10 protein-coding genes are annotated in these 13,635 nt (G+C 58.3%); 7 read left to right on the top strand and 3 right to left on the bottom strand.

Annotated elements, in window-relative coordinates:
* Positions 1–2 precede the first annotated feature (2 nt).
* The 5 genes from ABIL25_02290 (at position 3) to ABIL25_02270 (ending at position 9,921) form a co-directional block, all read left to right on the top strand.
* A complete protein-coding gene (locus ABIL25_02290; GenBank protein ID MEO0081106.1) occupies positions 3–1,751 on the top strand; it encodes a FlgD immunoglobulin-like domain containing protein in 1,749 nt (582 codons plus the stop codon).
* 112 nt (positions 1,752–1,863) lie between these two features.
* Positions 1,864–2,976 (top strand): hypothetical protein, encoded by a 1,113-nt coding sequence (locus ABIL25_02285; GenBank protein MEO0081105.1) that lies wholly within the window; start codon positions 1,864–1,866, stop codon positions 2,974–2,976.
* A 12-nt stretch (positions 2,977–2,988) separates the two neighbouring features.
* On the top strand, positions 2,989–5,802 hold the full coding sequence (locus ABIL25_02280; GenBank protein MEO0081104.1) for a TonB-dependent receptor: 2,814 nt from the start codon (positions 2,989–2,991) through the stop codon (positions 5,800–5,802).
* Positions 5,803–5,814: 12 nt separating this feature from the next.
* Positions 5,815–8,856 carry a hypothetical protein gene (locus ABIL25_02275; GenBank protein MEO0081103.1) on the top strand — a complete coding sequence of 1,014 codons (3,042 nt, stop codon included), beginning with the start codon at positions 5,815–5,817 and terminating at the stop codon, positions 8,854–8,856.
* 9 nt (positions 8,857–8,865) lie between these two features.
* Positions 8,866–9,921, top strand: a complete 1,056-nt coding sequence (locus ABIL25_02270) for a PorV/PorQ family protein (protein ID MEO0081102.1) — start codon at positions 8,866–8,868, stop codon at positions 9,919–9,921.
* Between the two features lie 156 nt (positions 9,922–10,077).
* Here the strand turns inward: ABIL25_02270 and ABIL25_02265 are convergent, their stop codons facing one another.
* From ABIL25_02265 to plsY, 3 genes are read right to left on the bottom strand one after another with little or no spacing between them, the layout of a single operon-like run.
* Positions 10,078–10,443: a MerR family transcriptional regulator gene (locus tag ABIL25_02265; protein ID MEO0081101.1), complete on the bottom strand. Its 366-nt coding sequence runs from the start codon at positions 10,441–10,443 to the stop codon at positions 10,078–10,080.
* Entirely contained in the window at positions 10,440–11,438 is a 999-nt protein-coding gene (locus ABIL25_02260) for an NAD(P)H-dependent glycerol-3-phosphate dehydrogenase (GenBank protein MEO0081100.1), read from the bottom strand. The genes ABIL25_02265 and ABIL25_02260 overlap by 4 nt, the downstream gene beginning before the upstream one ends.
* A complete protein-coding gene (plsY, locus tag ABIL25_02255; protein MEO0081099.1) occupies positions 11,435–12,037 on the bottom strand; it encodes a glycerol-3-phosphate 1-O-acyltransferase PlsY in 603 nt (200 codons plus the stop codon). Before plsY ends, ABIL25_02260 begins: the two co-directional genes overlap by 4 nt.
* A gap of 172 nt (positions 12,038–12,209) precedes the next feature.
* On the opposite strand from plsY, the gene ABIL25_02250 reads away from it, so the two are divergent.
* On the top strand, positions 12,210–12,992 hold the full coding sequence (locus tag ABIL25_02250; GenBank protein ID MEO0081098.1) for a hypothetical protein: 783 nt from the start codon (positions 12,210–12,212) through the stop codon (positions 12,990–12,992).
* The coding region (locus ABIL25_02245; GenBank protein ID MEO0081097.1) for a hypothetical protein at positions 12,985–13,635 on the top strand (651 nt) is incomplete at its 3' end. The genes ABIL25_02250 and ABIL25_02245, both read left to right, overlap by 8 nt.

Genomic DNA, 13,635 nt, shown 5'->3' with positions numbered 1-13,635 from the left:
TGATGAGAAACGTCCTAGTACTCAGCCTGCTGGTGCCGATGCTGGTGCTGGCAGGTGCCAGCCTGACGCCGGTAAAGGTGGTCGCCGATGATGGCGTCCAGAAAGGCCAGCCGGCTGCGCAGGTTGTCACCAAAGAAGGGCCGGGATTTGTCTCGCTGGTCGGTACGGTGGACACTATTGGTGGCACCACCTACGACTGGCAGGCCAATGGGCCGGCCTATCGGTTTGTGGTCAATTCGGTTGATGCCGGACTCCACGCATTGTGGATGTTCTCGGCTGACCAGAGCGGCAGCTTCCCGGACCGGAACATGCGCTACAATTTCTACGACTATGGCGCTGGTTCCTGGAACTGGATTGACCCTGATTTCATGCAGTCTGGCGTGAACGCCTATACGGCGAGGTGTGGATTCGGCAATCTGAGCGCTGACCCCGTCAGCGGAGTGGCGTACGTTTCTTCGCACGGCGGTTCGCCGATCAAGGTTACTGCGGCCCGGGACATGGCACCGGGTGCCGGTATCTTTGAATACTGCGCCGGACCTGATGCCTACTTGTGGGGCTACATTGCGGCTGGGCACACCTCGAAGTTCCAGTGCCACATGATTGATGATGCGAGCCGCGACATGGTGTACTACAGCGGAGTTGATCCGTGGTGCACCTGGTCAACGCCAATGGCGGTGGCTGCGCCGCAGCCAGACCCGGAGTTCCCAGACCAGAACATCGCCTGCTCCAACGTTAGCGACAAGGTCTGTCTCACCTGGGTGGCTTCAGGCACTGACCCTGAGCCGGGATTCTACCGCATCTCTGAGGATGGCGGCCTGACCTGGGGCGCTCCGACAGACCTGCCTTGGCCTCCAGCCTACAGCGCTGATACCGCACCTTCCTTCTACATTACGTCGCTATTCCCGTTCTATGACGCTAACGACAGACTCCACATTGTTACTGACCTGTGTCCAGTTGTCGGCGGAACCGGCTACGTTATTCCGGCGCAGATCTGGCACTGGTGCCCGGACAACACACCAAACTGGTCCCATATCGCGACTGCGAGCTGCGCTCCGGAGAATCTCGGAGCACCGGTCGGTAACAACGCACTGTACGCGTGCCGGCCGAGCATCGGCCAGGACGCGGCTGGCAATCTCTATGTTGCCTGGGAGCAGTTCGACTCTTCGAACGTTGAGCCCGGACCGCCCGACCGGCTGCGCGCTGACATCTTCGTTGCTGGCTCTAGGGATAACGGGCAGACATGGGGACAGCCGGTGAAGATTACGCAGGCCGGCACGACAAGCTGCCGGTATCCGTCAATGGTTGATCTAGCGTACAACGACGGAACCGAAGATAAGCTTGCGGTGTTGTACATGATCGACCAGATTGCCGGTTCCTTTGTGCAGCAGGAGAACGTTGCTTCAAACAACCCGATTGTCTGCCATTGGATTCCGACTTCTGCCATCGGCATCGCTGAGCCTGGTGTGAAGCGGCCGGTTCGATATGAGGTGCACGCTACGCCGAACCCGTTCGGCTCGCGGACGGTTATCTCCTACGCATTGCCAAGGGCGGGCAACGTGTCGGTCATGGTGTATGATGAGGCCGGCAGGCCGGTCCGTGCGCTTGAACAGGGCCAGCGCGAGCCTGGTCAGTACTCGGTTGCTTGGGATGGCCGTTCGGACAGCGGCGAGCCAGTTGCAGCCGGGGTTTACTTCTACAAACTGAGCACCGGTGGCGCTTCTCTGTCCGGTAAGCTCACGGTAGTTCGCTAACCATCGTGGCGGCGGGGCGGTTTCCCGCCCCGCCGCTTCATTACCGTGGGCGCCGCTGAGCTGGCCGGTGCCGGATCAGTCGCAGTCGAAGTTTCACCAAGGAGGTATGAAGATGAGAATGACTAGTGACCAGCGTTTGATGAGCAAGCCCGGCACCAGACAATGGCCAGCAATCAGGAGTTGCTGGCTGTTTACCACTGGCTGTTTCTTGCTTCTTGTGGTCTTCGTTGCCGGATGTGGAACCGAACCGCCACCCCGCTGGCCATGGTGGACCGCCCAGGACTCAGCTGCGGTCCGACTAGAGCTCGGCCGCTGGAAGGACGTGTTCAGCGCTAATCACGCGATGCGCGGCGGGTTGGAATATGTTTGGCGCAGTAGGCTGAGCTCCAAGGATAGCACCTCGACGACTGGCGACACACTATACAAGTTCGCTCGGCTCTTGTCCTTTAGCCTGGAACCAACCGACAGCGGCCATGCCGATGTGTATCAGTTTGGTGTCACAGTGGACACTCTCGCGCTCAAGGATACTTTTTGTGAGGTTACGTACTACGATTCAATGGCTGCGTGCCGGGCAGTTTTCGGCTACGACAGCCTGTGGGTTGTCGGGTTCAGGCCAGACACTCAAATCTCCGGTACACCGCCCGAAACCACGATCATATTCCGGCCGAGCTACACCGAGCTGCGTGGGTTTGAGCAACCGGTGATTGCGACCAAGGGCTTTGCCTGGAAGGCGATGCGTAAGCTTTTCTTGGCGCGGGACACGATGCCGGATACGCTCTACTACGAACTGAGGAAGGCTACGGGTTTCGCGGTTTACGCCCCGAGCGCAACCGACGCACCTAGTATTTCAAGAGTCATCTTTTCTCGGCCCGGCCGGGTGGACACGGTGTTCTATTCTCCGCGGCTTGATGGCCGAGGATTGTACAATCTCAAGTCGCTCAACTCGCTGTACACGGTCCGGCCCGGCGAAGAGGTGACGGTAAGTGTAGTAACGACTACACCGCCTGACACGACGACTGAGAAGAACCGGTTTCTGCTCTACACTGCCGGCAAGGTTGCGGACATCACGGCCAGCGCCCGGAACGGTCAGGGCGTGTTCTCATTCGCCGACACTGGCTATCATCACGTGTACATCAAAGTGGTGCCGCTGTCGAACCTGCTCTACCCGGAGGCCGACTACGTTGAGACGGTATGGGCGATTCCGGTCCGGGTGGCAAATCCCTAGAAGGAGGCGACCATGAGAAGAATGACCATTGACCAAAGTCCAAAGACCAGCGTGAGCCGGTGGTTGGTGCTTGTACTTGCCACTGCTTCAGTCGTCCTGGCCCAGACTGGTCGTATCCGGGGCCGGGTTACCGATGCTGAGACCGGCGAGGCATTGGTTGGTGCCAACGTCGTGATTCAAGGGACGCTGCTTGGCTCGGCAACCGATGCGGATGGCGAGTATCTCATCAGCAACGTGCCGGTAGGAAAGCAGACGATCGAGGTTTCCTACATCGGCTATCAGACGTTCGTTCGCAAGGATGTGCTCGTGATACTAGACCAGACAATCACTGAGGACTTCAAGCTGAAGCCCGGCGCGGCCCTGCGTGTCGAGGAAGTGGTCGTGGCCGGGACCCGGGCAAAGATCGTTCGGACTGACCCGACGACCAGCCGGTATATGACGACTGAGGAGTTTGACAAGATGCCGGTGCAGAGTCTTGCCGACATTGTCAGGCTTCAGGCTGGTGTAGTCACAAGCCCCGCATATGGTCAGCACCTGCGCGGCGGCAGGCCGGACGAGGTCGCCTATTTCGTAGACGGCGTGGCGAGCCGGGACCCGCTCTTTGGATACCAAGCTGCCCAGGTCAATCCTGAGGCGACAGCCGAGGTTGTGGTGATTTCCGGCGGTTTTGACGCCGAGTACGGCGAAGCAATGTCCGGTGTTATCCAGGTGGTGACCAAGGAAGGTAAGGGCACGATGCAGGGCCGGGCAAAGTTCGTCACCGACGAGGTTTTCCCCAAGACGCTGAACTTTGGTGACAACCGCTATGAAATTTCGGTCGGTGGTCCGGTGCCATCGCTTAACCGCCTGCGCTACTTTGTATCCGGCGAGCTGTACTTCACCGACGACTACGCGCCGAGTCGGTACAAGCTGCCGCATCAGAGACGCCAGGACTATAACGCCTCGGGCAAGTTGACTTACTCCGTGCCACTAAACCAGGGTCTAAAGTTCACGGCGAGCGGGCTTGCCTCACGGGCCCAGTATGAGATGTATCCCTATGACCGGGAGAGCGAGAATCATCTTGGGTTCAAGTACAACCTGGACCACTTCTTGTCCCGGCGCGAGCGGGTGAAGATGGCTGATCTATCAGCTAACCACATGCTCACCGAGAAAACGTTCTACACGGTAAGATTCGGCTACTTCCATAACCAGCGGACCATCGCAGTCCGTGACCTCGAGCGTGAGGCCAAGGAGCGTGATTTCTCAAAGCGTTTCTGGGAGGACTACATCTTCAAGGCTGAGGATACTGTTCTCGCGGATTCTTCGGCACTGTTCCGACCCCTGCCCGGTTACGTGACCCAGACGAACGCCAACTCAAACAATCCGTGGGGTGTGTTTGGGCTGTTCTACGGATATGGCGACTATCGGTACTTCCAGGTGCACTGGGCTGATGTTTGGAACGTGAAGGCCGATTTGACCCACAATGTCGGCCGAGTGCACGAGATCAAGACTGGACTGGAGTTCAAGCAGAACTACCTGCACCGGCGTTACAACTCGCTGCCCACCGACCCGAATCCGTTTGTGGACTACTATGACTACGACCCAGTGAACGTGGCTGCGTTCGTGCAGGACCGCATGGACTTTGAGGACCTGGTAGTCCGGGCCGGGCTGCGACTTGATTACCTTGACCCGAACTCCTACAAGCGGGCCAACCCCACCAATGTTGGCGACACGACGATGATTCCGGCCATGGTCAAGTACAAACTTTCGCCTCGGCTTGGCGTGTCTTTCCCAATTACGACCCGAACCAAGTTTCGGTTCAGCTACGGCCACTTTTTCCAGACTCCGGCGTACCGATATCTGTATGACAACACCTCCTCAACGGCCTATGCCCGGGGTAATCAGATTATCGGCAACCCGGACCTTGCAGCCCAGCAGACGATTGCCTATGAGCTGGGTTTGGAGCAGCAGCTGTCTGATGTTACACTAGTTGACTTCACCGCCTACTATAAGGACATCTTCGACCTAATGGGCACGCGGTTCCAGCCGGCGGTGCCATTAGGCTACTATCCGCTGGTGAACGAGGAGTACGGTAGTGTGCGTGGATTCGAAATCGGATTCGTAAAGTCGCTTGCAGACTACTGGAATGCCCGAGTCTCCTATGGCCTTTCGATGGCCCGAGGCACGGCATCCTACACCTACGAATGGTACTACGAACGATACCGCTACGGAGTTGACCCGGTAACCGGACAGGAAATGGAGCCGCCGCGCAAGGATTACGCGCTCGATTTCGACGAAACCCATAATGCCAAGCTAAGCATAGGCTGCGACTTCCCGAACGACTTTGCGCTCGTGCCATTACGTCAGTTCACCGCATCGGCCTTGGCAAACTTTGGGTCCGGCCTGCCATATACCCCGCGTGAGGTGCGCAAGCTTAACGCAGGCCGTCGCATCGCGGAGCGGAACTCGGCCCGGATGCCGGCACGGTTCACCACCGACCTGAATGCGGCGAAGTACTTTAGCCTCGGCCGGCTCAAGCTCGGGCTGACCTGCGTCGTAACCAATCTGTTCAATGCCCAGGTTGTGCAGTGGGTTTATGGGGCAACCGGCAAGCCCAATGACGACGGCTATATCTGGACCTATTCACCGGCCAACTGGGCAAACTCACTGGATGCGACACTGCTATCCGGCACGTACAACCCGGCTCGGGACCGCAATCACGACGGCTACATTACCGACGAGGAAGAGTACATCGCCTACCGGGTGGCGTATCTTGACTTCGTCAACAACCCGATGAACTACGGCGCACCCCGGCAGGTCAAGGTCGGCATCAACCTCGAGTTCTAGAAGGAGGCAACTATGAGAAAAATGACCCATGACCAACGCCCGCCAGCTAGCTGGTTGTTGCTATTGTCGGTCTTAGCGGCTGTTGCACCGGTCTGGGCGAAGACTGCGGGCAAACCCTGGAAACCTTCGCGCGTCTTTGACTTCCGGTGGTATCAGAAAAACCAGTGGCGGCTGCCGGTTACAAACTACGCTACCTTCGGTTACGGCATCGGCCGGCCAGGCGGAGAATGGCCGGCTGGCTCGGGCGATATGTACATCTACGGTGCCGGTATCTGGATCGGCTGCTTGAGAAAAAGTTCAAGCGGTAAGGACACCCTGGTCTCCTGCGGCTACAACCCGAATTCGGGCAAGTCCGAGATGACGCCCGGAGCCTACGACAACGCAACCGGTGGCTATTCTGAGCGCGGGTTCGAACGGGTCTATATCTATCCTGGGGACTGGCCGCCTAACGAGCTTGATTTCCCAGCTTCGATGTCGGGCGGCAGGGAAACGCCGTTGCGCATCCGAGGCGACACTGCCTTCCGCGACACATTCTTCTATGTACCGCGCAAGCCGACCTCACTGGGAGACGCCTGGGCGGTATTCAATGACCGGGATCCGGAGCAGCACGTTGCCGGGCCCAGGGGCAAGGCGGACCGGCCGATTGGCGTCGAGGTATACCAGGAGACATATTCCTGGACTTTGCCTTGGAACAAGGACATTGTGTTCTTCAAACTGACAGTGCGCAACCGGACCCAGGATACGCTCCGGGACATGTATCTCGGAATGGCGTGTGACGCCGATGTCGGGAATGCGACTGATGACTGGTGCGGACTGGCGCTGGCCAAGTACATCTACAGCCCGTCAGGTAATGATTCGGTGTGGGTGGATAACATGGGCTACGTGTGGAGTGACGATGCCTCACCTTCCGGTTTTGTTGGGTTCGATTTTCTGCAGAGTCCCTTCTGGAAGGACGCAGACGGCAAGATGCGTGAGGTTGCGCCGGCACCGGGACACGATTCCATCTATCCGAACGGTTTCGATGACAACGGTAATGGCCTTGTGGACGAACCGGCTGAGGGCCGTCAGCTCGGCATGACCTCCTTCAAGATATTCACCTTGACCGACGCGGACCCGAAGGACGATGCCGAGCAGTTTCTGGCAATGGCCGGGTATGACTACTGGGACCCGTTGCATCCGTACAACCCGTACGACTCTTCCGACCAGGCACCAGCGGACAAACGGTTCCTGCAGTCCACAGGGCCGTTTGCACTCGCCCCGGATGAGATGGCCACCGTTACCATCGGACTGATTGCTGCAAAACGTTCCTTGGGCGGGCCGCCTGGCACAATGGTCTATGACCTGGCGATTGCTTCTCGCGCTGCGCAGGCGGCGTACGACAATAACTGGATAATGCCTGAGCCACCGCCTTCGCCTGATGTTACGACGATTCCAGGTGACGGCCGGGTGACAATCGTCTGGGACGACCTGCCTGAGAAAGCGAAAGACCGGTTCTTCCCGGTTGCACCCGCCCTCCTGAACCCGTTCTATGTCGAGCAAGATTTTCAGGGGTACAAAATATACCGAAGTCGGTCCGGCCAGCCTGGTGACTGGCAACTGCTGACGCAGTACGACAAGATTGATGGCATTTTGTTTGCAGACACGGCTGTGGTCGAGTCGCTGCGCACAAGGGCCACTGATGCCGGGCTCGCGTACTGCTACGTTGATTCATCGAATCTCAGGCTCGGATTCCCATACTACTACGCGGTTACCTCTTACGACATCAACTACCTCGGCGATACGACCGGCGGCCGGGCGCTTGACACAATGTCTTTGGAATCGGGCATCACCGCGGTCCGCGCCGTACCACGCACCCAGCCGTCAAACTACACTGCGCCCCAGAGCGAGTGGCGGCAGGTGGCCGGCAATCCGGCACTGCGGATGTCGGTGCGGCCTTTTGCGGTCAGTCCGCATGCAGTCAAAGATGAGACCTACCGCATCCAGTTCCGGACACCGGTGTACGACCCAGTCGCGCGCGCACCGGTTTACGGTTTTGCCGTGACTGATAAGGCCGGAGATACGGTCGTGCCGCTCGTGACCTTCGTTGCGACCATTGACCGGAAGACTGACACATTTCAGCTTGTGCCGACCGTATTCGACTCGGTGATTACAAGAATTGCACGGATCGCAAAGCCAGGCGGCGACTCGGTGATTGATACGTCTAGGGCATGGTTGCCAGTTGTAGAGATGACCTTGCGACTGCAGCTGGATTCGATTCCGCTTCAGCCCTTCCAGCGGGTTGTAGTCGTGAGTGGCAGCTACCCACAGGATTCGCTGTCACTGCCGATTGCAACCCAGAACAAGGCGCTCTGGGCATTTCGCGGCTCCAACTACCGCATTGTCTGGAAGAGCCATCCATCTGGTAAGCTGACCTGCGATGTGTTCGACATCGAGAATCAGATTGCGGTGCCGTACCGCTACTACAGCCCGAGGGCCGCAAGTCCGGACTCAGCTGATGGCTGGTGCTTCCGCGATATCCGGGACGCAGCCGATACGTTCTCGCTGGGCAAGACTTGGTTTATGTACCTGTGCGGTAGCACGTTCGGATTCAACCCGTCGGGGCCGGCCAAGTTCGAGCCAGCTCCAGGCGACACCTGGATTGTCTACTCCCAGACACTTTCGCCGACACCATACAATGCGGCCTACGATGTTGAGTTCAAGGCGGCACAGTTTGCCAAGTCGGATACCGCGAAACTTAACGTCAAGGTCGTGCCGAACCCGTATCTTGTGCGTAATGAGTGGGAGCGGCATCCTGATTTCCGCAAGCTCAAGTTCATCAATCTGCCTTCGAAGTGTACGATTCGCATCTATAACCTTGCCGGTGACCTGGTACGGACGCTTACGCATGATGAGACCAAGCCGGAGGCGGGCGGCCTGCCCAACCAGTACGGCGGGGACGAGGACTGGGACCTGTTGAACGAGAACAGTCAGAAACCGGCTCCCGGTCTGTACATCTTCCACGTTGACGCCAATGAGCTCGGTACTCAGGTCGGCAAGTTTGTGCTGGTGTACTAGGAGGCGAACATGACAAACAACAGAGATACAGCGATACGGAGAAGTCCAAGGGTTATTCTAGTCACGGTACTCTTGGCGTTCCTGGTGATTCCTGCTTACGGCCTCTTCACCAAGATCGGCATGGCCGGGATGTCGTTCCTCAAGATTGGAGTTGGACGGAGCACCGGCATGGGTGATGCCTTTGTTGCGGTTGCTGACGACGCCACCGCGGCGTACTGGAACCCGGCCGGGCTTGCCCTTGTGCCCGGACGCCAGGCGCTCGTCAACCACATTGATTGGATTGCCGACATCAACCACGAGTTCGTCTCGGTTGTGCTGCCGACTACCTCGGGCAGTTTCGGGTTCAATGTGACTGCGCTGACCATGGGTGAGATGGAGGAGACGACAATCGAGGACTACCAGGGTACGGGGTTCATGTTCACCGGTACGGACCTCGCGTTCGGAGCCTCCTACGCCCGGATGATAACGGAGAAGCTGGCCTTCGGTCTGTCGGCGAAGGTGCTCTCTGAGAAAATCTGGGACGTGAGTGCCACGGGTGCAGCCTTTGACCTAGGCATACACTACAATACCGGCTGGCGCAACCTCAGACTCGCTATGGCGATCGCAAACTTCGGACCGGACATGGCATTCCACGGCAGCCAGTTGAATTTCACCCACGATCCGGGCTGGGAGTGGCCCTGGACCCGTGAGCCGATCCCTGGTACATACCTGACAGAAAACTTCTCCCTGCCCGTCGTGTTCCGATTCGGGGTCGCCTATGACTTCCTCGATGACGGCAACTCCCGACTGACTGCGGCCGCAGACCTGAACCACTTCAACGACGTCAACGAGAAGGTGAATCTAGGCCTTGAGTATAACTACCGTGTGCTGACGGCCCGGGCCGGTTACATCGTGAACACCGACATGAGCTACGGCGAGGACATCGGGTTTCGGACCGGTTTGTCAGCAGGTATCGGACTCAAACTCCGGCCAGCCGAAACATTCGGACTCGGATTTGACTACAGCTACCGCGACTTGGCCCGGCTCGGCGGCTCGCATCGGCTGACGCTTGCGGTGGACTTCTAAGAAAGCGGCAAGTCTGCTGGCCCGGGCGCCATGGCCCGGGCCAGCATTTTCCAGGCAAAGACGAAGTTACTGCGCTACGGAGCCGGCAGGGTGGAGGTGAGCAAGTTCGTCGCCGCAAGTGCTATGTGCCATCTGTGCGCGGGGATCGTGGTGGGATTACTTGCTGCTGAGCAGCGCTCTTATCGAGATGAGTTCTTTCTTGAGCCAGGGGAGGAGACTGCGCAGGTCGGTTGAGCGCAGGTCCGGGTTGCGGTCCATTTTTGCTAGTCGAGCCTTTGCACCCCGGACGGTCAGCCGCTCACGCCGGAGGAGGTGTTTTATTGTCTGCAGCCGCTCGAGCTGGTCGGCTGAGAACACCCGTCGGCCAGCTGAGTTACGTTTGACCCTGATTTCGAACTCTTCTTCCCAGTACCGCAGAACATGGGGCTGGACTCCCAGTTGGCGGCAGACCTGCGTGACAGTGTAGAACTTCGTCTGGGGCCGGTCCTCAGATACTGGCTGTTCGTTCTGTTTTGGCGTCAATTCTCCTCCTTTTTCGGAGTCCGGCGGAGGAGCCGCTTCAGGCCGTGTTCTGGGCTGGAACTTTCGTACAGGATGCGACAGACTTCTTCGGTTATCGGCATCTCGACGTGAAAGCGCCGAGATAGGGCAAGGGCAGTCCGGCATGTTGCTGCGCCTTCGGCGACACCGGACAGCGTTGTGCGCGCCTGCTCCAAGGTTCGGCCCTGGCCGATTAGCCGGCCGAGTGCGTGGTTACGCGAACGCTCAGAAAAAGCAGTGACGACCAGGTCACCCATTCCAGCAAGCCCGGCAAAGGTAAGTGGGTTCGCGTTGAGAGCGATGCCGAGTCGAGTCATTTCGGCTAAGCCACGGGTCAGCAGCGCGGCCTTGGCGTTGATGCCAAGGCCGAGACCATCGCTGATGCCGGCAGCCAGCGCGATGACATTTTTGAGCGCAGCACCGAGTTCGACGCCGACAACATCACTTGAGGAGTAAACCCGCAGGTTGCCGGCGGTAAGGAAGTCGCGTACTGTCTGGGCTGCAGACTCGTGCTCGGACGCAGCAACAAGTGAAGTTGGGTCTCCGAGTGCGAAGTCGTACGGTATTGCCGGACCAGCGAGGACTACGACTGGCCTTGCTGGTAGGATTTCTGCAAGTATGGTTGAAAGCCGCTGATGGGTTCCTGGGTCGATGCCCTTGGTAACGGTGATAATGACCTCGGCAGTGGCGGGAACTCCGTGTGCGCAGGTCCTGGCAACAGCTGCAAGGGATTCAGACGGAACCGCAAAAATAACGAACCGTGCACCGGTCAGAACCTGATCAAGATCGCCGGACACGAGCAGGTGGTTCGGGATGACAGCAGTATCTGGCAGGTCGGGATGGCGTCTTGTTGCAAGCAGACGGTGCAGGTGTGGTTCGACCGGCTCCCAGAGTGCAGTCTCGGTTCCCTGCTCGTCAAGTCTGAGCGCGAGTGCAAGGGCCCACCGGCCAGCGCCGACAAATGCGACCTTGTTCACTTCTGCTTCTTGAACAGTTTTAGCCAAAGCCCAAACTTGGGTTCGGTCCCCCGGAGGAGCCGTCTGATATTGCCGATGTGGCGCACGAGCATAACTAAGGCAACGACGATGGTGAAAGCGAGAAGCGACGGATTGTGTTGATACAGAAACGCGGTTAGGACTGGGAGCGCAACTGCAAAAACGAGCGACGAAGCCGATACGAACCCAGAGGCGAGAAGTACAACCGCGTAGAGCACAAGTCCGGCTAGAAGACTGCGGGGACAGAGTAATGCACTGACCCCAATTGTGGTTGCCACACCCTTGCCGCCACGCAGGCCGAGCCAGGGGCAAAACACGTGGCCAAGCACTGCACCAGCACCGACCAGGCCTGGCACGAACCTGATTGTAGGGGCGAGCGCAACCGGTACCATGCCCTTACCAACATCAAGCAGAAGAACCGGGATTGCCCAGCCAAGTCCGAAGACGCGGTAGACGTTCGTGAATCCGATGTTGCCCGAACCACGGGTACGGACATCAGTTCTTCTCAGCCGACCGAAAAGATAGCCGAACGGTATTGACCCGAAGAGTAGGCCGAAGAGGAGCGAGCCGACGGCATTCATTCCGATTCCAATGTGGCAGGGCTCGTCGGTGCCATCTGGTTCTGAATGCCGACTGGCAATTTCGAAGCGGCAGTGCTCCGCATGGCTGCAAGATAGCGCACGCCATGCGGTTGTCAAGGCACAGAATGCTATTGACAATGTTGTCCGAGTGGCTAGCCTAGTTTACTAAGCAATGACTGAAGAGAAGCAGACATGCGGCACCGGGTCGAAGCCTGAACTGCCGAGGCTGGTTTTCAGGCCCGACCAGAAGAGGATGACCATAGTGACCGTGTTCCGACGTGGGGTGCTCTGGTTCACAATTATAGTGCTGGGCGTTGCTATTGTTCTTCTTGTTCGGTATAGGCCTGGTCTGTTGTGGGGACCGCAGCAGACCAGGCTACCGCCAGTTATCCGCACGGCGACACCGGTTTCGGTCGAGCCAACAACTGCGGGCAGTGACGACTCTGATAGTCAGCTGCAGGCCGAGGTGCGTCAGGAGGTGGAACGCATCAAGGTTGGGACTGCCCAGGTAGCAAGGCTCTTGCTACGGGCCAGATCGGTGCTGGGTACAGAGGAAATAACCGTGGATAACGCGGCGGCCGTGCTTTATCTAACAAACTCTGCATTTGGTCTCCTTGACAGCTCAAGTGCCGAGTTAGCTCAGGCGCGGCACGCAAACCAGGGGCTTCTCGGGCTGTCTCACCGTCTTGCGGCCGATGCGGCCTATGCCCTAAGTTCTTTCTGTACCAAAGCGGAACGGTACTTGGAAGCGCTTGAGGAGGAGAATGAGGATCAGATTGCCCTTTTTGAGTCGCTTATCGCTGCGTGCCGGGCGGCAACGGATGGTAATCAGGCAGAGGCCTCGATCAAGCAGAATGTGGCCGTGAGTCTCCGCCGCAGGTCTGAGGCCAGAGAAAGAGCACTGGCTAGACGCAAAGCCGAATTTGAAGAGGCTGCGAGGAAGTATCTTGACTAGGCCAGTTCAAATAGGCCTTGGGTTGCCGCTAGGCCTTGCAGCGATGATGCTTGTGCTGGTCGGCTGCCGGCATCCGACCAAGGTCATCGGGGCGGTGAAGCCCGTGCTCGGCGAATCGGGTGACGTACGGGGGAGTACTATTAGACTGTATCCCAAACAGGACCTTTCCGAACCGGCGTGCTACGAGGTGTGTGCGGACATGGCCGGGTACTCCCATTGGGCCCGGTTCGAGTTCGACGGGGTGTTACCCGGCATCTACTACGTTGTCGCCTGGCTGGACCTTGACCGGGATGGCCGGATTGGTGACGGCGACTTTGTGGGGGTGCGTGACGGTACCTACCAGCCAAGGTATGGTGGCAATCCGATCCGTGTCATATCCGGGAAGACGACTGATGCTGGTGAGATACAGATGATGGTTCTCCGCGAGCCGATAAGATCTGCTTCGGGCCAGAGGGTCGCTGGTGGAACGACCACTGAATTCAGCTATGTGTGTTGCCATAGCCTGACGTTGACTTCAGCTCTAGCCCAGGTACATGGTGACCCCCTGAGGGCGGCCGCAAAGTCGGCTGGCATTCCGCCAAGAGACTGGCTTGCGTTGCGAGGAAGCGTGAAAACGTTGCTGCACGAGACGAAACTGAAAGAA

This window comes from candidate division WOR-3 bacterium (genome assembly GCA_039801365.1).
Classification (GTDB): Bacteria; Hydrothermota; Tepidihabitantia; order Tepidihabitantales; family Tepidihabitantaceae; genus JBDRUN01.
The sequence above is the reverse complement of the archived record's forward strand: the minus strand, read 5'-3'. Positions and strand labels throughout refer to the sequence as shown.